The organism is Chlamydia psittaci 6BC (assembly GCF_000204255.1).
Lineage (GTDB): Bacteria > Chlamydiota > Chlamydiia > Chlamydiales > Chlamydiaceae > Chlamydia > Chlamydia psittaci.
On sequence record NC_017287.1, the window covers coordinates 1,046,986 to 1,067,687 of the forward strand.

Genomic DNA, 20,702 nt, shown 5'->3' on the forward strand with positions numbered 1-20,702 from the left:
GATGTCTCAATCCCCTGGTTCGCTTTCAGATACTGAAGATTCCCCAGAAAAAACTACAGACTGGGACGCAGGATTCTCCCAAGGTTTTTCAGAAGGAGAAGCCTCGGGATATGATAAGGCATTTCAAGAACTCTTATCTCTAATTCAGATATTCCGAAAACTATCGATCCGTATGCTCTCGGAAATAGAGAAAATCCCTCAACAACTGAAACCTGACCTTTTAGAACTCGCTATCCTTACCTGCGAAAAATTCCTCTATAAAAAATTAGATAATGTTGAAGAACTTGCCCTGTTGATTTCTTCGGCTCTACAACAACATACCTCCTTGAGATCTTTATCACCCGTAAAGATTTTCCTTCATCCTGAAGACCATAAGAAACTAAATGATTGGATAGCAACGCATGAAATCCCCATGATTAAACATGCGGAGTTTCTCCCTGACATCTCTTGCAAAAAATCCAGCTATAAAATGGAGATTCCCTCAGGAATCCTAAGACAAGAAATAGGAGAAGAACTAGATCATTTACTTTCTGTTTTAACAGTATGACACATTTAAACTACGAAAAATCCCAACTTCACTATTGGCAGCCTTACCGTACGTGTGGACTTCTTTCTAGAGTTTCTGGAAATCTCTTAGAAGTTCAGGGACTTTCTGCGTGTCTCGGAGAACTCTGCCGCATCTGCACGCCAAAACATCCCGACATCCTTGCTGAAGTTATCGGTTTCCATAACCAAACAACATTGCTCATGTCCCTATCTCCTATGTACCATGTTGCTTTAGGTTCGGAAGTACTTCCCTTACGTCGCCCACCATCACTACACCTCTCAGATCATCTTCTTGGCCGCGTGATTGATGGATTTGGGAATCCTTTGGATAACAAAGAAAGTCTCCCAAAAACACAGATAAAACCGTTGATTTCCCCGCCTCCGTCTCCCATGTCACGACAACCTATTCAAGAAATTTTCCCTACAGGAATTAAGGCAATCGACGCATTTTTAACCTTGGGGAAAGGACAGCGCATCGGAGTATTTTCAGAACCCGGAAGTGGAAAATCTTCACTATTATCTGCCATAGCATCAGGATCAAAATCTACTATTAATGTTATTGCCCTTATTGGCGAAAGAGGACGCGAAGTCCGTGAGTATATAGAACAGCATGCTTCAGGATTAAAACATCATCGAACAATCATTGTTGCTTCTCCCGCACATGAAACAGCACCGACTAAAGTAATTTCAGGACGTGCTGCCATGACTATAGCGGAATATTTTCGAGATCAAGGACATGATGTGCTATTTATTATGGACTCTCTATCACGATGGATAGCCGCACTTCAAGAAGTTGCGTTGGCAACAGGAGAAACGCTAGCAGCACACCATTATGCTGCTTCTGTTTTCCATCATGTTTCCGAATTTACAGAACGTGCTGGGAATAACGAACGTGGTTCTATAACAGCTCTTTATGCTATTTTATACTATCCCAACCACCCCGATATTTTTACTGATTATCTTAAATCTCTTTTAGATGGGCATTTCTTCCTTACTCATCAGGGGAAAGCCCTAGCGTCTCCCCCTATTGATATTCTTCTTAGCCTATCAAGATCAGCGAAAAAACTTGCCCTTCCTCACCACTATGCAGCTGCGGAAAAGCTCCGTAGCTTACTAAAGACATATCAGGAAGCTTTAGATATTATCCATTTAGGAGCCTACAGTCCCGGACACGATAAAGATCTCGATGATGCTGTAAAAATCCTTCCTAGCATAAAAAACTTCCTTTCCCAACCGTTGTCCAGTTACTGTCAGTTGGAAAATACCTTGAAAGAGTTGGAGGCTTTGGTAAATCTTGAATAAGAAATTAGTAGCTTTATCTACCCTAGCCAAAATAGAAATGTATCATTCTTCATTAAAAGTACGACACTTTAAAAGTGAAAAGCATTATCTATCTCAAGAGCTTGTTAATATAAAAGAACGCATGACGCTAGTTTCTAAAACCAGGAAAGAGCGGTTTTTATACCGAAATAACATCGAACATTACAATTCACTTTTAGAACACTTGCAAACATTACAAGTCTCTATTTATAAACAACACGATATCTCCTGTAATCGCCTACAAGAGCATCAAAGTAAATTACTAGAATTAATTAACCGTAGAAAAATCATCGAAAAGATCAAGAATAATAAGTATTCTAAATATCAAGAGATAGGAACGCAAGGCTAACTGTAATGACCGACTCTGTAACCTTCCCGTCTGTCGTGGAAATGTCTTCACTAACAGAAAAACTCAAGTCTATTAATCAGGAGCATTTATTAGATTCGTGGTCGTCCCTTTCTCAAAAACAACAACAGCGTCTCTATCACCAAATTTCATCTATAGACATAGACCTTTTCCGTAAACAACAACAACTTATCACTTCTCCAAGACCTATCCTAAAAAATTTTCATCCCTTAACATCTTTCGCTTCTTCAGGAGAAGATCCTGAAAGAACTCAAGTAGGGACAAGGCTTCTAAAGGAAAAGAAAGTCGCTTGTGTTGTTCTCGCTGGAGGCCAAGGATCTCGATTGAAATGTGACGGGCCTAAAGGCTTGTTCCCTGTATCTCCTATCAAAAAGAAGCCCTTATTCCAGCTTGTTGCTGAAAAAGTCTGTGCAGCAAGTAAATTGGCAAATCAACCTTTGCCTTTAGCTTTTATGACATCACCTCTAAATAATCGTCAGACGCGTTCCTATTTCGAATCTAATGATTATTTCCATCTTGATCCCAACCAAGTAGACTTTTTCTGCCAACCCCTTTGGCCTTTATTATCCTTATCGGGAGATTTGTTCCTTGAGGATACTGACACTCTATCCTTAGGGCCTAACGGAAATGGTTGCCTAGCAACTCTTCTCTATACCTCAGGGTTATGGGAAAAATGGAAGAAAGCAGGAATTGAAATGGTTAGCGTTATCCCTATCGATAATCCTCTAGCCCTACCTTTTGATGTAGAACTTTGTGGATTCCATGGTATGGAAAATAACGAGGTCACCATTAAAGCTGCTTTACGACAAACTGCTATTGAAGATGTGGGAATCTTAGTACAATCTAATGATTCTGGGAAAACTTCAGTCATTGAATATTCTGAAATACCCCAAAATGAAAGATTTGCCACAAACGCGGATGGCACGCTCAAGTATTGCTTAGCCAATATCGGTCTCTATTGCTTATCTATGGATTTCATTGCCCTTGCGGCCTTGCGTGAACTCCCCCTATATAAAGCTCATAAACATGCAAAACAGTTAGGGCTATATTCCTCAGAGAAAAACTCTTGGAAATTCGAAGAATTTATCTTCGACCTCTTTTGCTATAGCGAACGTTGCCAAACTCTTGTATACCCACGTCAAGAATGTTTCGCACCACTAAAAAATCTTGAAGGCAACCATAGTCCTGCTACCGTCCGAGAAGCTCTTTCCGCTAGAGAACGTCAAATCTTCCATAAAGTTACTGGGAAAAAACTTTCTCCAAACACAACATTTGAATTAGAAGCCGATTTCTATTATCCTTCGACCTCTACTTCCCTACATTGGGAAAATAAAGCGTTTTTCGAGGAACCATTTTTTGAGGCCTCATGAAAGAGAAAATTGCCTACTTAGGTATGGGCATTTGGGGATTTTGCCTTGCTTCCTTATTAGCGAATAAGGGTTATCGTGTAGTAGGATGGGCGCGTAATCCTGAATTAGTTGCGCAACTACAAACTGAGCATCGGCATCCTCAGGCTCCTGATATTCCTATCCATCCGAATTTGTCATTCACTACAGATATGGTAGAGGCGGTAGACGGCGCTTCTATGATTGTGGAAGCAGTCTCTTCAGCAGGAATACGCCCGGTATCTGAACAGCTAAAAACAATTACCGACCTCAACGTTCCTTTTGTCATTACCTCTAAAGGTATTGAGCAGCATACCGGACTCCTCCTCAGTGAAATCGTTGTCGAGATTTTCGGTAGTAAGGCTTCCCGATATCTCGGTTATCTCAGTGGGCCTTCTATAGCACGAGAAGTCCTTAAAGGCTGTCCTTGTTCAGTTGTGATCAGTGCGTATGACCCTGACACCTTGAAAAAAATACATAATGCTTTTCTCACTCCGAAGTTTCGTGTGTATCCCAATAGTGATCTTAAAGGCGTAGCTCTCGGTGGTGCTCTGAAAAATATCATAGCGATTGCCTGTGGAATTTCTGATGGGTTCCAATTTGGAGATAATGCTAAGTCAGGATTGGTAACTCGTGGTCTTCATGAAATACGCAAATTTGCCACGATCATGGACTGCCGCCCCGATACTCTCAATGGCTTAGCAGGTCTTGGAGATCTTTGTACTACCTGTTTTTCTTCACTAAGTAGAAATACCAGGTTTGGGAAGCTAATAGCTCAGGGATTAACCCTTGAACAAGCAAAAGCAGAAATCGGCATGGTTGTGGAAGGTGCGTATACAGCCCTTTCAGCATATCAAATTGCTAAACATCACAAAATCGATATGCCGATAACTACAGGAATCTACCGCGTTTTATACGAGAATCTAGATATCAAAGAAGGTATTGCTGCACTCTTACAAAGAAATACTAAGGAAGAATATCTTTAAACATGGAGATACGCTCTATTAGCTCATCTCCTTAGATAGAAGCCTCATCCTACTGAGTTTTCATTTGTACATTTTTTTACCATTTGTTAAAGATGAATTTATAACGCATAGTAAATAAGGTCATCTACTAAATGAATAGCAAGCTGAAAAAGCACCTACGTTTAGCATCACTCTCTCTCCTAGCTTTATCAGGAATGTTCTCCTCCTCTACCCTTAATGCTATGCCATCGGGGAATCCTGCAAGTCCTGTAATTCCTAATATTAATCCTGAACAAAAGGGAATGTGTGCTTTCGAAATCTGCAATAGCTACAACCTCTTTGCAGCACTGACCGGAAGCTTAAAAATAGGATTTTCTGGTGATTATGTTTTTTCAGAAAGTGCACGAATAAGTAATGTTCCCGTAGTGACCTCAGTAAGCACAATGAATACAGGTCCCTCACCTACAGTTACCTCAACAACAAAAGACTTCGATTTTGATTTAAACGATTCTAAAGTTAGCTCTAGCTGTGTCTTTGCTTCAGTAGCTATCCAAGACACCTCCCCAGCAGCTATCCCACTTTTAGATATTAGTTTTGATGTAAAAATCGGCGGCTTAAAACAATACTACCGTCTTCCCCTTAACGCTTACCGAGACTATACCTCTTCTCCTCTAGCCTCCGAATCACAAGTCACCGACGGCTTAGTAGAAGTTCAAAGTAATTATGGTTTCGTTTGGGATCTAAGTTTGAAAAAGATCCTTTGGAAAGATGGCATTTCTTTCATAGGGATTGGTGCAGATTATCGTCATGCAGCCTGTCCAGTCAACTACATTGTTGTGAATAGTCAAGCAAACCCTGAAGTGTACTTCGAAGACTCTAAAGGGAAAATAAGCTACAAAGAATGGTCGGCAAACATCGGCATTACCACCTATGTCAACGATTACATTCTTCCTTATATTTCCGCTTCTGTAGGGAATGCTTCAAGGCAAGCCCCTGCGGATAGTTTCACACGTTTGGAAAGCCAATTCACCAACTTGAAATTTAAAGTTCGCAAAATCAATAACTTCCACCGAGTAAACTTTTGCTGCGGGGCTACCTGCTGCGCATCTGACAACTTTTTCTATAATGTTGAAGGTCGTTGGGGTTGCCAACGCGCCATAAATATAACCGCAGGTCTCCAATTCTAATAAGAACTAATTAACGTACGATACACGTTATGCATCAGTTTCAATGATGCTGCAACTAAACTCCACTCTTGCTGCATAGCTCGCATCTGAAGTTCCAACATGAGTTGGTGTGTTTGCGCAAGGTCTCCATAATTTTGTACGTCAGCAAGGCAAGTATTAAAGAAATTAAGTAAGCCTCCTTTGGCTGTTCCTGTAGCGACATCTATCTCGCCATCAACAACCTTATGCTCTAAATCTTGCAATGTAATTATAGAAAAATCCGACCCCATAATCTTGTAAGAAGCTTCATACTCATTATTCCCAGGCATGAAAATAAGCGAGTTCAGATTCAACATCAGATTTTTCATCTGTGTTAACATAATCACTAACTCACTGTCATACCCGCTAACGATATCCTGAAGTTGTTTTTTCTGATCATCAGTAAGCGTGTCATTCCCCTGAATGTTTTTAGAAATTTGCTTCAGTAGAGCCTGAGCGTTCTCAGCGCTTTTAATATCATTTCTTAACTGCAGACGCTCCTCTTCATAGCGATCTACTATCATCTGATAGCCAAATTTAAAATTTGCGGTTCCTGATGTCTGAGAGATGTACGATCCTAAATTATAAATAATAGGAGCAGAGTTGAAAGTCTTAATAACTTCTAAAAGCGGACTAAACAGGTTCTGAGCATATCCTGAAAGGTTCAGCTCCCTTCCTAAAGCATATAAAGCTGTCTCTTGAGCAGGAATATATTTATCTAAAAGAATATAAGCAAATGCCGATTGAAAAGGCATCTTATTGACTATAGAACCCTCGACAGGAGCAAGCTCAGGAGCTGTCGTCAAAGCCTGTGGCGATGTCCTTTCTAAATGCTCTTGGAAAATCTTATTTGCTTGCTTGCGTAGCTCCTTATTCTCTTTTTCTGTCAATACTGTCTGCATCACCGCAATCTCAAAGCCCGTATCTAAAAAATCACGATTTAAAGATGAGACAAATTCCCTACGCAATCCCAATTCACTCGCTTCCTTGAGTAAATCTTGCATGATTTTTAGATGCGAAGCTACCTCATTCATTTTTGTATAATCAGCAGCAACTTCTGCAGGTGATACACGACGCTCTGCAAATTTTGGACCTTCAAAAATCTGATGGGGCTGTTGATAACTTTGTATCGGGGAGTTTCTCATAACTGCTCCTATTTCAATCTACGTGTTAACTTCGCAAATATCTGATTCATTAATGCTAGAGCAGCACTAACCATAGTCCACTCTTGTTGAATTGCGGAAGACTCTAACTGCAGAGCTAACTGTTGGTTTTGGTTAAAAGTTGTAAAATTCAACTGGGCAGCTTCTAAACTCTGCAAAATCTGCTGTTCTCCACCGGGGACAACACCATTTTCACCACCTTCAATAACAAAACTTTCAAAAGATGCCAGAAAACGAGGCCAATCCTCAGACTCCTTGCTATTTACCAGGATCTTAAAAGCTTTATCTATATCGTTAGGATTATCTACAGGTTGAAATTGCATATTATTTAGGAAAATAGACAAATTTCCTAGATTTCGAATCAAGGCATCGAATTGAAATTGATATCCAGAAATAGTCTGACGCAGCTCTTGTGCTTGAGAAGCTGTTAACTCTCTATCTCCATTGATACTTTCTAAAATCTGTGTAAGTTCACCTTTTGCTCTCTGACAACGCGCAATATCACTTTGACAACGAATTTTTTCCTTACTCAAGACACTCTCTGCTTTACCTTTGGCATCAGTAAGCGCTTGAAGGTTCATCTGACGTAAATATATCGCAAGAGAATAGTAGACATCCGCGGTTTGGAAATTCGTAACATGATGAATTATTTGATTCATATACTTAGCAGCTTTATTAGAGAATCTCATCTGCACCCCTAAAGTCTCCAATACTTGCTGCTGATTCGGTAAATACTTATCTAAAAGTAAAGAAGAATAAACCATTTGTATCGGAGCAGTCTTGACGAAAATATCTTTACCTTCAGACATACTTTTAAAGTAATTCAACTGCGTAGGATCCATAGAAGCTTTCTGAGCCATCAGCTTGGTGGATTCTTGAGTCCATTGATTAATCTGCACTTGAATTTGTTTAATCCCAGCATTCATTGCATCGACAACACGCTGATAATCCGAACGCGTCATTACTGATGTAGTAGATTTAGTCATCAACTCAATACTATTCAGGAAAAACTCTGGATTAAGATTAGTTGTACTATTATTAAATAATTTTACCCCTTGATAATCTGTCTGGAGATTAGTAACAAAGGTAGACATAGGCAATCCTCCTACGTCAAAATCAGGCACACTACGTTCTTGCCAATAATTTTTTTCCTTTGTAAGCGCATCTTTATAATTTTGTTCTTGAGAAGTAGATTGTATGCCATACTGAGACGCACAAGCTAAATAAGAATACTGTAAACTCAAGAAGTTCACTAATTGAACTTGTTCGTTGATTTTCAGATTCTTCATCGACTTTATAAAAGTAGCCAACCCATCTTTGACACCCTCAGGCATAGGATTTGTAACACTACCCGCATACTTATCCATAAGCATACGATAGACCCCACCAAGGATTATATAGCTACGTGTCATACCGCCTTGCATAGCGTTATAACCTGAACCACTTAAATCTGATGCAGTTGAGGAGACATCCCAAACAGGGTTGAGTAAGTCTTTGAGAGAACTTGAAAACTGGCGCATAAGCTCGATGACTTGGTTTGCTTCATCGATATTTAATGAACATATAGCAAGCTTTACGTTTAGTTCTTCAGATACGGGATAGGCTAAAGAAACCATGGCGTTATAAATTACCATCATGTTCTGCCAAAAATGAATCACTTTACTTTTTGGCGGAGCTTCTTTCCCTTCTAATTTCTCTATTGCAGCCACAAACTCTTTAGACAGAGCATACAATGAATTATACTGCTCTTCTGTAGGGTTTCCTGTAGTAAATGCCTGTTTTAAAGTACTGAGCTTTACTTGATATTCTCTAACTATAGCTTTCTCAGCTTCTGTAGAATCAAAGAGTCCACCTTCATCTACAGGTTTGACCCAATCTTCAAAATTCTTTTCAAGCCCTTCTATATAAACTTTTGCAGCAGCAAGATTTGGATTTTGAAGGATACCTTCAACTGTAGTGGAATCTGAAGCAACTTTAGGAAGAGCAATTTTCCCATCAGAGAAATTATCAAAAGCAATATCCTCTACAAACCCCGAAGACATTTCTGGAACAGGGAATTGAGATTCTGTCTCTTGTAACAAACCAAGAGCGTGTTTTAATCCTCTAGCTTTTTGATCTAATTCTTGAAAAAGAAAGACGGCACTAGAAAACGGCGTCGTCATATCTACCTGATCACCAAGTAGTGCCGCAGTCACATTGCGATTAAACGTGATATAAGAAGGTTGTATCGTCACTGTTATTTATCCAGAATAGATCAATTATTTTTCTAATTTTAAAATAAAAAAAATATTTCAAAAATAAAAATAATTGTCGCTTGAACTAAAACATAAATAACAAATAACTTTGATTATTTAATTATTTTAATTCGTTTTCTATTCTGAATAATTCATCCGTGATTGTTTGAGGAAGGTCAGCTCCAAAGATCTTACAATACTCACGCACATTGGCAACCTCCTTGAGCCATCCAGGAACATCCACAGATAGTAGATCCTGTAGAGATTGCGTAGATAAGTTCAACCCTTCTAAGTTTAATGAAGACTCTTCTGGTAAATACCCGATAGGTGTTTTCTTAGCGATCGACTCCTCACCATTTGTTCTGCGGAAAATCCACTCTAACACACGAAGGTTATCACTAAATCCAGGCCAGATAAAATTACCGTTCTTATCCTTTCGGAACCAGTTCACACCATAAATCTTTGGTAATTTTAAACTTGGGTTAGAAGCAAAAGATAACCAATGATCAAAATAGTGCGCCATGTTGTAACCACAGAAAGGCAACATTGCAAAAGGATCATGACGTAACTTACCCTGCTCGCCAACAATAGCTGCGGTAGTTGCAGAAGACATACTCGCACCGATCGTGACCCCATGTTGCCAACTTAAAGCTTCATAAACCAAAGGTATAGTTTCAGAACGACGACCGCCAAAAATAATTGCCTCTATCGGCACCCCTTCCGGATTATTCCATTGAGGGTCTAAAACAGGACACTGTTGCACTGGCGTAGTAAATCTAGAATTCGGATGTGCAGCAGGAGCTCCTCCTGGTTGCCAAGGTTTCCCATGCCAATCTACAAGGCCTTCAGGAGGTTGACTTGTAAGTCCTTCCCACCAAACATCTCCATTAGGAGTCAAAGCAACATTGGTAAATATCGAATTCGACTTGCAAGTGGCTAAGGCATTAGGATTTGTAGTTGCTGATGTTCCCGGAGCAACACCAAAAAAACCAAATTCAGGATTTACAGCATATAGCCTTCCGTCTGGGCCAGGACGTATCCAAGCAATATCATCACCAACACACTCGACTTTCCATCCTAATATCTTAGGCTTTAACATTGCTAAATTAGTCTTACCACAAGCACTCGGGAAAGACGCTGCAAAATACTTCTTCTGACCTTCAGGGTTGGTCACGCCTATAATTAACATATGCTCAGCAAGCCAACCTTGCGAACGAGCTATATATGAAGCTAAACGCAAAGCAACACATTTCTTTCCAAGTAAAGCATTGCCTCCATAACCACTACCAAATGACATCACACTACTATCATCTTGGAAATGGACGATACGCATATGCTTAGGATTACAAGGCCATGCTAAGTCTTTTTCCCCGGGCGCCAAAGGAACACCCACGCTATGCAAACATTTATGAAAAGACCCGGATGTTCCTAGAGACTTTAATACTTCTTCTCCCATACGGGTCATGATCTTCATAGAACACACAACATAAGGAGAATCAGTAATTTCAACACCAATAAGGGAAAATGGAGAATTTAAAGGTCCCATGCAAAAAGGAACTACATATAGTGTTCTTCCGCGCATACAGCCACGGAATAGACCATGTAACTCCTGACGCATCTCTTCAGGATCACGCCAGTTATTCGTCGGACCAGCATCTTTCTGTTCTTTCGTACAAATAAAAGTAAACTGTTCAACACGAGCAACGTCTTCAGGAGAAGAGCGCACGAGAAAACAATTCGGATGTAGATCAGGATTTAATGGAACAGCGATTCCAGATTTTTGCATTATGCCATAGATTTCAGCATATTCAGAATCAGAGCCATTGCATATACGTATGTCCTTAGGAGTTACTAATTCAGCAACTTCTTGGATCCATTGTTTTAAACCTTTATGCTGAATTGCTTCACTCCATACACTGGTCATACCATATTCCCTTTGCGTTTCTTGAATTGATCTAAGTGTTCTAAAGCCTTACCTGTGCCTAAACACACAGCAAGTAAAGGATGAGGTGCCGTAATTACAGAAAGTCCCGTGTTTTTACTCAAAGCCTTGTCGAGACCTTTGATTAAAGCCCCGCCACCAGCTAATACCATTCCACGTTCAACTAAATCCGCAGAAAGCTCAGGTGGACATTTCTCTAAAGTTAAACGGACGCATTCAATAATTTGTTGGATAGGCTCTGCTAAACATTCACGAATTTCTACAGAATTAATCCTTTTCGTAATAGGTAACCCCGCAACTTGATCACGGCCACGAACTTCCATTTCAAGTTCATGATCTCCTAAAGGATACGCAGAACCAATAGTAATCTTAATTTCTTCAGCAGTACGCGGGCCAATCATAAGGTTATAAGTACGACGCATGTAATTGATAATACACTCATCAAACTCATCACCAGCAATACGTAAAGAACGCGACTCTACTATCCCCCCTAAAGAGATGATCGCGATCTCGGTGGTTCCTCCACCAATATCAATAATCATACTCGCGGCAGGCTCATGAACAGGAAGATCTACGCCAATAGCTGCTGCCATTGGCTCTTCTATCAAAATGACTTCCTGAGCTCCAGCATGTAAAGCTGAGTCTTCAACAGCTCGCTTTTCCACTCCGGTAATCCCAGAAGGCACAGCGATTAAAATTCTTGGACGAAACATGCTGCGAGAAGGAGTCACACGCTTAATTAACGCTTTTAACATTCCTTCCGCTATTTCAAAATCTGCAATCACACCGTCTTTCATAGGACGAACAGCCATGATCTTACGCGGGGTCTTCCCCAACATAGCCTTAGCTTTATGACCAACAGCAAGAACCGTGTGAGTTTGAGCATCTACAGCAACTACAGAAGGCTCACTGAGCACAATACCACGGCCACGAACATAAACTAAAGTGTTCGCTGTTCCTAAATCGATGCCAACATTACCAGAAAAAAAGTTAAAAACTTTATCAAAACGACCTAGAGTCTTGTTGTACAAGCGATTAGACAGATTTTTAATTTTAAATAAGCTTCGATGTGGGCTCATAGCATCATATCTGTAGCAATTCTAGTACTTCTTCCCAAGTCAACTTGGAAACGACTTCATCATCAGAGTTGATCACTTTCTTTACAAGGCTCTTTTTCCTATTTTGCAGCGTTAGAATTTTTTCTTCGATTGTATTTAACGTAACTAACTTATACGAAGACACCGAACGATTCTGCCCTATACGATGCACACGATCCGTCGCTTGATTTTCTACAGCAGGATTCCACCACATATCATAGTGAATTACTGTATCTGCACCAACAAGGTTCAACCCTGTTCCCCCTGCTTTTAAAGAAATCAAGAAGACTAATAATCCAGGATCCTCGTTAAACTGGTTCACGATTTCCAATCTGTTCTTGGTGGAACCATCCAAATAAACAAAACGAACTCCACGAGCCTCTAAGTCCTTTTTGATGATACTCAACATCTTGGTATACTGACTAAAGAGAACCGTTTTATGTCCTGTCTCCACAAGAGAAGAAAGAAGATCCATCAGTAAGTCATACTTTGCAGAATCTCCTGGCTCAGGAACGTCTTTTGCAAAAATCGCAGGGTGACAACAGATCTGTTTTAAACGAGTCAGTGTGGCAAGAACGTGAATATGAATACGATCAAAACCTTCTTGTTTCACCAAACGAGAAAGCTCTTTCTTAGCTGAAGCTGCGTAAGAATGATAGAGTTCTTTCTGCGAATCTGTAAGATGACAGTGATACAAAATCTCCGAAACAGGAGGCAAATCTTCCAATACATCTTCTTTCATACGACGAAGAATAAATGGCGCTACCTTCTTCTTCAAAGCCACCATATTGTCGGTCTTATTCCCCATGTAGTTGCCCGTACGGATGTATTTACCAACAAAGCGATCGTAACTGCTTAATAAGCCAGGCATCAAGAAATCGAATAAACTCCACAACTCTTCCAAAGAATTTTCAATCGGAGTACCCGTGAGAATTAATCTATGCCCCGAACGAATCATTTTTACAGATTTCGCATTACGCGTTGTACGGTTCTTAATATGATGGGCTTCATCTAAAACTACATAATCAAAGACAAAATCCTTATATACATCGATATCCTTTTGTAATAGGTTATACGAGGTAATGGCCACATCATAATCCGACAAATTAGCCAACTGTCTACGTCTATATGAAGGGACACCATCAATAATCACAGTCTTAAATTCTGGATTAAATTTACGGAACTCTTCTTTCCAGTTGTATACCAAAGATGTTGGACAGACAATTAACGAACATCCCTTGCCCTTCTCTAACTTACTTTGCGTAATCGCAATAATTGCTTGTAAAGTCTTTCCAAGCCCCATGTCATCGGCAAGAATACCATTGAGATGCATCTTTCTAAGACGTTCTAACCAATGAATCCCTTCAGTTTGATAACTACGCAATGTTGCCTGTATCTGCTGAGGAATCTCTTGGAATTTAAAATCAACTTCTCCACGAATTTGTTTTTGTATTTCTGCCAACTTTTTCGTCATTTTAAAGTTAACAGGAAGACCTTTGAAAAGCTCCGGAGAAATCCCCGTTAAACTCCATAAAGGACACTTCTCTACAAAATCATCCAGAACTTTAAAACCGATTTCATTAAAGATCTGAATAACTGGAGATATCTTCTCTAGGTCTAAAACCAAAATACAAGGAAGTTTTGTAGAACCTGAAGCTCTACCTCTGCGCGTCTTAACATGACGCCCTTTCTTCGGTAGCTCTAAGAAACGTTTTTTAGCGCTTATGCAATCCCAAAGTAGGTCTAGGCTGATTCCTTTCAAGTAACCGTTTACTTTCAGTTCTGCTTCATAAGTATTGACTTCAGAACCTTCTCTGAAAGCAAGATCAAAGACAGTTTCATCATAAATAAACTGATCAGAAAGGGTTTCAGGACAATTAAATGTGATCCTGTGTTGGTTATTAGGAATAGTTTCCGTCATAAACTCAACAATTTTCTTTTCACTTTTTACATGAAAAGCCCCGTCTCGCTCGTCATAGATAAAACCAGAAAAGACCTCGTCTATTATCTTGCGCTCTTCAACAAGATTCCTTGCTAGAATCCCATCTTCACGAATAAACGCGCGGATCTCATCAAATTGCAAAGAGAAAGGAACAGCAGGAACCCTGAGATCATCATAGATGAAATACAACTTTGCCTCTAGCTCCCCATCCAAGTAACTGATGTTGCATTCACCTCGAACATCCTCAACATAAGGAAGAGTGACAAATGAATTCAGAACTTCGACATTAGAAACCTCTGCATATTCCTTAAACACAGGAAGAGCATTTTCTCGGAAAGAACCAAATAAAGCTTCTGGTATAGTCACATCACGCAACTTCGAGAAAGAACGCAAATGCGCACGTCGAATCTGAGGAGCAAAATGGTGGTATACATTGTTATGAATAATACCAGGAACATTAGATTCCAAAAGAATCGCTTGCTCTGGCTGAAGCGTGTCATCATCCACAAGGATCAATGGAGTCATTAACAATGCTTTGTATGGAGTATCGAAAAAGTCTAAATCAAACTTCATCTTAGCTGGAGTAACAGACCAATATAAAGGCTCCTCAAGATTCCCACAGAATATTCCTGAGAAACTTTCTTTCTCTCCAGATTGACATCCTCCACGATCCGCCATTTGATGTTCATACATCTTTGCTAAAATGACACCTAAAGAGGTTAACGTAAGGTACGCTGATTTCAACAGTTTCTCTTCAGGAGGTTGGTTAGCATAACGCACGTAACGAATCAGCAAATCTATAAGCTTGCGATCGGAAGCATTAAAAGATTGCATTGTGAAAAAGAAGTGACGCCCGTTCAAGATAATAGGCTCTTGATACAACACTCCTTCAAGAAATGTCTTAATGTTTGAAATGTAAAACGGTTTAGAACGACCAGGAAGACGTAAAACTAATTGAAATTCTACATGCTGGTTCGGACGGAATACTTCATCATTGGAAGCAACAAATAAAACGGCAAGCTCTGCAGAATTCTTCTCGAGATATTCCTGAGGAAGGAAAAATGGATTTGCGCTTAATACATTAGCCGCATGAATGTACTCACTTAAGATTTCTTTTTGATGAGCACGGTCTTTTCTTTCTTCTTCTCTATTTGCAGCAGCGACAAAAGTTTCCTGAAGTTCTTTTTTAACGTCTTCGTTTATCTCTTGATTCGTCTCTAAGTTAGCTTCTTGAGAATAAGCCACTACCATTTCATTGAAATACCTTTCTAAATAAAACAGCAGCGCTACTATATGCTGACAATCATAGTTATAAGAACAGTCACAGTTAGAATCTATGGTATCAGATTTCGATCGATCAACTTCTATTTCACATTCATATACGTTGTCATATAGCCCTCGAACCTGCGCTCCTATGCAGACTGATTCTCCATTCATAGACAGGATTTTCGCATTAATCACAGCTCCTTGGTCAAAAAGTTCCTTGCCATCTTGCAAAATGTTAGCTGTAAAATCCCTTCGTAATTTGCGAAAATTGAGCATTTCTCCTCTAAATTATAGAGTTCTGATTGAATCAGCTTACTTGTACCTGTTTACCCATGCTAAATCAATGAAAAATTTTAGCAGGCCTTTTCTCTTGTATTTTCACCTGCTTTTTTGCACTAACTATTACTCTTATAATTGACTAGTCGTTGATAAAAACTCATCAAATATCTAGAATGTTGCTTTTCTTGCGGGTGTAGCTCAGTGGTAGAGCGCCACGTTGCCAACGTGAAGGTCGTGAGTTCAAGCCTCATCACCCGCTTTTCCTTCCAGAAAAGCTTCAAAGGGTAGTCTTGTGTCGCGAAATTTTTCTAACGAACAATTTTCTGTTAATTTAGAAGAACAACCTGGGTGCGTTGTTTCTGCTGAAGTAAAAACCACACCTCAACTCTTAGATAAGCTTCATAAACAGGCTATAAAAAAGATAAAGAAAGATGTCGTTTTGCCAGGGTTTCGTAAAGGTAAAGCTCCAGACGGCATTATCGTTTCTCGCTACCCTAGCCAGGTCACTAGAGAATTAAATCAACTACTCATTCAATCGGCCTATCAGGCTTTAGGCTCTGTGGGAGACCGAAGACCTCTTTCCCCACAAGCTATCAAATCGACTTCGGTAACAAAAGCTGATATAAATGAAGGTGGTCAAGTAAACTTTACTTACGAGGCCTTTCCAACGATTTCTGATATTCCTTGGGATAAACTATCCTTATCAGAAGAACCAGCTGTAAAAGATATTACTGATGAAGAAATGGAAAAAGGCTTACTTAATATTTCCTATTTCTTCGCAACTAAAACTCCTGTAACTCGCACTTCTCAAGAAGGCGACTTCATCTCATTGTCTCTTCATGTATCCAAACAAAATGAAGAAGGCGTCCCTACACCAATTTTTGAAAATAAATATTTCAAACTTTGTGAAGAAGAAATGACCGATGCTTTCAAAACTAAGTTTCTAGGCATTTCTGCAGGTCACCGTGTAACTGAAGTTATCTCATCCCCAGAAATCCAATCGTTCCTCAATGGAGATGTTTTAACCTTTACTGTTAACGCAGTTATTGAAGTTGTTGCTCCTGAGCTTGATGATGACAAAGCTCGTCAGTTACAAGCTGAATCCCTAGAAGATTTAAAGAAAAAGCTACGCATTCAATTAGAAAATCAAGCAAAAGATAGACAACACCAACAGCGCTTTGCTGAGGCAGAAAATGCATTGGCAAGCATTATCGATTTCGACCTTCCAACATCTATGTTAGAAGATCGTTTAGCTATGCTAACCAGAGAAAAACTACTCAACGCTCGATTGATTCAATATTGTTCTGACGAAGAACTGGAAAATAAAAAATCAGATTTACTAAAAGAAGCTGAATTAGAAGCTAAAAAAACTTTAAAACTGTTTTTCCTAGCCAATAAGATTTTCAATGATGAAAAGCTTGTGATCAGTCGTGAAGAGCTTCAATACATGATGGATGTATGTTCTAGAGAACGCTATGGCATGCAGCCTCCTCGAGATATCTCTCAAGAAGCTTTACAAGAATTAGTGATGGCAGCTCGTGATCGCTTAACTTACCATAAAGCTATGGAAAAAGTTCTATCCAAAGCAAAGGAATCAGCGACAGCGCCCTCTGCATAATCGAGCTAGAGGAAAACACTTGACCCAAGAAAGTCTTAAACATAGAATTCAACATTTTAATGTGTAGGCTTGTTTTCAAGCAAAACAGCACAAAAAAATGAATATGTGTATTGTTGGAATTGCTTTTCCGCGTCTGAGTATGTATGCGGGAAAGAAACTATTTTGAGAGGAAATGCAAATGACATTGGTGCCTTATGTGGTCGAGGATACAGGTCGTGGCGAGCGTGCCATGGATATTTACTCGCGTCTTTTAAAAGATCGCATTGTAATGATTGGCCAAGAAATTACAGAGCCCCTCGCGAATACCGTCATAGCACAACTACTTTTCCTCATGTCCGAAGATCCTAAAAAGGATATTAAAGTTTTCATTAACTCCCCAGGAGGGTATATCACAGCTGGATTGGCTATCTATGATACTATTCGTTTCTTAGGTTGTGATGTAAATACTTATTGCATAGGTCAAGCGGCTTCTATGGGAGCTTTACTACTTTCTGCAGGGACTAAAGGTAAGCGTTATGCTCTACCTCACAGTCGGATGATGATCCACCAGCCTTCAGGAGGAATTATCGGGACTTCTGCTGACATTCAGTTACAAGCTGCAGAAATCTTAACATTAAAAAAACACCTTGCAAACATTCTTTCCGAGTGCACCGGACAACCTGTAGAAAAAATCATAGAAGATTCTGAAAGGGATTTCTTTATGGGAGCTGAAGACGCAATCTCCTATGGTTTAATTGATAAAGTGGTCTCTTCAGCAAAAGACACGAAAGATAAGGACACCATCTCCTAGAGAGTCATTATGAACAAAAAAAATCTCACTATCTGCTCTTTTTGTGGGCGTTCTGAAAAAGATGTAGAAAAACTGATAGCAGGTCCCTCTGTCTATATTTGTGATTACTGTATTAAGTTGTGCTCAGGGATTTTAGATAAAAAGCCAACGTCTACATCATCCTCAGGAGCATCCACAGAGACAGCACCTCAGCATCCAGATCTTCAAGTGCTTACTCCGAAAGAGATCAAAAAACATATTGATAAGTATGTTGTCGGTCAAGAAAGAGCAAAGAAAACCATTGCTGTCGCTGTATATAATCACTACAAACGCATACGTGCTTTGTTAAACAACAAACACGTCAGCTATGGAAAGTCCAATGTTTTGCTTTTAGGCCCTACAGGATCAGGAAAAACCCTTATTGCTAAAACTTTAGCAAAAATCTTAGATGTGCCTTTCACAATTGCTGATGCAACCACGCTTACTGAAGCGGGCTATGTCGGTGAAGATGTGGAAAACATCGTTCTAAGACTATTACAAGCTGCTGATTATGACGTTGCAAGAGCAGAACGGGGAATCATTTACATCGACGAAATTGATAAAATCGGTAGAACTACAGCGAATGTTTCCATTACCCGAGATGTTTCCGGTGAAGGTGTACAACAGGCTCTATTAAAAATTATAGAAGGTACTACCGCAAATGTCCCCCCTAAAGGAGGACGTAAACATCCTAATCAAGAGTACATCCGTGTAAATACAGAGAACATTCTTTTCATAGTTGGTGGTGCTTTCGTTAATTTAGATAAGATTATCGCCAAACGCTTAGGAAAAACGACAATAGGTTTCTCTGATGACCTCGGGGATTTCTCTCAAAAGGACCGTGATCACCTACTCACAAAAGTAGAAACAGAAGATCTTATCGCTTTTGGTATGATTCCTGAATTTGTTGGTCGATTCAATTGTATTGTGAACTGCGAAGAGCTTTCCTTGGATGAACTCGTTGCTATTCTTACTGAGCCCACAAATGCAATTGTGAAGCAGTATATCGAGTTATTCTCAGAAGAAAATGTAAAGTTGATATTCGAAAAAGAAGCTCTATATGCTATAGCAAAAAAAGCAAAGCTGGCAAAAACTGGAGCCAGAGCTTTAGGTATGATTTTAGAAAACTTACTCCGAGATCTGATGTTTGAGATCCCTTCTGATCCTACAGTAGAAGCTATAAGGATTCAAGAAGACACGATCTTAGAGAATAAAGCTCCGGTGATTATCAGAAGAGCTCCAGAAGCTATAGCTTAAATTTCTCTTCTTCTTTATTTAGGGATGTAATGACAACAATCGCCCTAGAAGCTGCAAAAAAGATTCTCCTGAAGTTGCGTAATGCCGGCTACCAAGCATATTTTGTTGGTGGTTGCGTTCGCGATATGCTCATGGGCAAACCCATAGAAGAAATTGACATCGCCACTAGCGCTCCTCCTGTTATTGTTTCTACTATCTTTCCTGACACACTAGCGTTAGGAGCCGCTTTCGGTATCATCGTTGTTAAAGAAAATAACCGCTTATTCGAAGTAGCAACATTTCGTAGTGATGAAAATTATCAAGACGGACGGCATCCCGAACGTGTGATATTTTCATCAATGAAAGAAGATGCTTTACGCCGTGATTTTACAATAAACGGGATGTATTACGATCCCTTTGAAGAAAAGCTCTTTGATCTTGTTGAAGGAAGAAGAGATCTCGAAAAGCGTGTAATACGTGCGATCGGTCATCCTAAATTACGTTTCTCCGAAGATAAACTCCGTATATTACGTGCTATACGTTTTAGTTCCTCTTTAGGATTTACTTTAGATCCTGCCACAGAACGTGCCATTATTAAGGAAGCCCCTTCGTTGGTATGTTCCGTATCTCCAGAAAGAATCTGGCAGGAACTTAAGAAAATGCTGAAAAAAAATCCTTATGAAGCTTTATCCTTACTGATACGACTGAAAATCATCACTGTAATTTTCCCCGAGCTTCGGGATATTCCTCCGAGCTTACTGCGCACAAGTATCGAATTCGCTAAAAGACTGAATCCTCTAGATTTCCCTGAAATTTGCTTTCTACTTCCTCTATTTCAAGGTGTGAGCGAAGAAGCTGCTTGCGTGGCTTTTACTCGTTTACGAGTATCAAACAAAGATTTGAAACTAATACAACTGTGGTATCAAGCACTTCCTCAGTTCCAGAATGTCAGTAATAATCGTGTTTTCTGGGCACACTTTCTAGCTTCTCCGACAGCAAATCTATTTCTATCTCTATTTTCAGCAACCCAAAAAGATCCTTCTAAACAACAAAATTTCATCGCCCGCGTTCAGGAACTAGAAGAACGCTTAGAACAATTCATTGTCAGAATCAAAACGGCATCTCCCTTAGTTTCTGCTCCTGATCTCATCTCTAGAGGGATTGCACCAGGCAGACTACTCGGAGATCTATTGAAAGAAGCTGAGACACTTTCTATAGAAAACGAATGCCATGATAAAGAAAAAATTTTAACCCTGCTTAAGGAAAAAGGTTTCTGGAAGTAAGAAATATCACAAAATAAACTTTTCCCTTAAACACTCAATCGATTTT

General features: G+C 39.7%; 15 protein-coding genes and 1 tRNA gene. 11 read left to right on the top strand and 5 right to left on the bottom strand.

The annotated features are described in order from the left end of the window. Window position 1 precedes the first annotated feature (1 nt). The 6 genes from G5O_RS09685 (at window position 2) to G5O_RS09710 (ending at window position 5,770) form a co-directional block, all read left to right on the top strand. Window positions 2–547 carry a FliH/SctL family protein gene (locus tag G5O_RS09685; RefSeq protein ID WP_006343566.1) on the top strand — a complete coding sequence of 182 codons (546 nt, stop codon included), beginning with the start codon at window positions 2–4 and terminating at the stop codon, window positions 545–547. Beyond that, window positions 544–1,848, top strand: a complete 1,305-nt coding sequence (locus G5O_RS09690; protein ID WP_006343567.1) for a FliI/YscN family ATPase — start codon at window positions 544–546, stop codon at window positions 1,846–1,848. The genes G5O_RS09685 and G5O_RS09690 overlap by 4 nt, the downstream gene beginning before the upstream one ends. Beyond that, window positions 1,841–2,215, top strand: coding sequence for a hypothetical protein (locus G5O_RS09695; protein WP_006343568.1), 375 nt, complete (start codon window positions 1,841–1,843; stop codon window positions 2,213–2,215). Before G5O_RS09690 ends, G5O_RS09695 begins: the two co-directional genes overlap by 8 nt. A 5-nt stretch (window positions 2,216–2,220) precedes the next feature. Further along, window positions 2,221–3,603 carry a UTP--glucose-1-phosphate uridylyltransferase gene (locus G5O_RS09700; RefSeq protein WP_006343569.1) on the top strand — a complete coding sequence of 461 codons (1,383 nt, stop codon included), beginning with the start codon at window positions 2,221–2,223 and terminating at the stop codon, window positions 3,601–3,603. After that, on the top strand, window positions 3,600–4,604 hold the full coding sequence (locus G5O_RS09705; RefSeq protein ID WP_006343570.1) for an NAD(P)H-dependent glycerol-3-phosphate dehydrogenase: 1,005 nt from the start codon (window positions 3,600–3,602) through the stop codon (window positions 4,602–4,604). Before G5O_RS09700 ends, G5O_RS09705 begins: the two co-directional genes overlap by 4 nt. Before the next feature lie 131 nt (window positions 4,605–4,735). Then, window positions 4,736–5,770 (top strand): membrane protein, encoded by a 1,035-nt coding sequence (locus G5O_RS09710; protein WP_006343571.1) that lies wholly within the window; start codon window positions 4,736–4,738, stop codon window positions 5,768–5,770. On the opposite strand, the gene G5O_RS09715 is transcribed toward G5O_RS09710, so the two are convergent. The 5 genes from G5O_RS09715 to G5O_RS09735 all read right to left on the bottom strand — a co-directional run bounded on the left by G5O_RS09715 (window position 5,767) and on the right by G5O_RS09735 (window position 15,708). Then, window positions 5,767–6,933 carry a CT620/CT621 family type III secretion system effector gene (locus G5O_RS09715; protein ID WP_006343572.1) on the bottom strand — a complete coding sequence of 389 codons (1,167 nt, stop codon included), beginning with the start codon at window positions 6,931–6,933 and terminating at the stop codon, window positions 5,767–5,769. The genes G5O_RS09710 and G5O_RS09715 overlap by 4 nt on opposite strands. Before the next feature lie 8 nt (window positions 6,934–6,941). Next, on the bottom strand, window positions 6,942–9,185 hold the full coding sequence (locus G5O_RS09720) for a CT620/CT621 family type III secretion system effector (RefSeq protein WP_006343573.1): 2,244 nt from the start codon (window positions 9,183–9,185) through the stop codon (window positions 6,942–6,944). A gap of 121 nt (window positions 9,186–9,306) precedes the next feature. Continuing rightward, window positions 9,307–11,109 carry a phosphoenolpyruvate carboxykinase (GTP) gene (locus G5O_RS09725; protein WP_006343574.1) on the bottom strand — a complete coding sequence of 601 codons (1,803 nt, stop codon included), beginning with the start codon at window positions 11,107–11,109 and terminating at the stop codon, window positions 9,307–9,309. Beyond that, the gene (locus G5O_RS09730; RefSeq protein WP_006343575.1) at window positions 11,106–12,206 is read right to left on the bottom strand and encodes a rod shape-determining protein; all 1,101 of its coding nucleotides are present in this window, start codon (window positions 12,204–12,206) and stop codon (window positions 11,106–11,108) included. Before G5O_RS09730 ends, G5O_RS09725 begins: the two co-directional genes overlap by 4 nt. Before the next feature lie 4 nt (window positions 12,207–12,210). Then, the gene (locus G5O_RS09735) at window positions 12,211–15,708 is read right to left on the bottom strand and encodes a DEAD/DEAH box helicase (RefSeq protein WP_006343576.1); all 3,498 of its coding nucleotides are present in this window, start codon (window positions 15,706–15,708) and stop codon (window positions 12,211–12,213) included. Window positions 15,709–15,898: 190 nt separating this feature from the next. Between G5O_RS09735 and G5O_RS09740 the strand changes: the two genes are divergently transcribed. The 5 genes from G5O_RS09740 to G5O_RS09760 all read left to right on the top strand — a co-directional run bounded on the left by G5O_RS09740 (window position 15,899) and on the right by G5O_RS09760 (window position 20,656). After that, window positions 15,899–15,970 (top strand) — tRNA-Gly (locus tag G5O_RS09740). A gap of 33 nt (window positions 15,971–16,003) precedes the next feature. After that, entirely contained in the window at window positions 16,004–17,329 is a 1,326-nt protein-coding gene (tig, locus tag G5O_RS09745; RefSeq protein WP_006343577.1) for a trigger factor, read from the top strand. Window positions 17,330–17,507: 178 nt separating this feature from the next. Continuing rightward, window positions 17,508–18,119: an ATP-dependent Clp protease proteolytic subunit gene (locus G5O_RS09750; RefSeq protein ID WP_006343578.1), complete on the top strand. Its 612-nt coding sequence runs from the start codon at window positions 17,508–17,510 to the stop codon at window positions 18,117–18,119. Window positions 18,120–18,128: 9 nt separating this feature from the next. Further along, window positions 18,129–19,394, top strand: a complete 1,266-nt coding sequence (gene clpX, locus G5O_RS09755; RefSeq protein ID WP_006343579.1) for an ATP-dependent Clp protease ATP-binding subunit ClpX — start codon at window positions 18,129–18,131, stop codon at window positions 19,392–19,394. A gap of 29 nt (window positions 19,395–19,423) precedes the next feature. After that, window positions 19,424–20,656: a CCA tRNA nucleotidyltransferase gene (locus G5O_RS09760; protein WP_006343580.1), complete on the top strand. Its 1,233-nt coding sequence runs from the start codon at window positions 19,424–19,426 to the stop codon at window positions 20,654–20,656. Window positions 20,657–20,702: the final 46 nt, after the last annotated feature.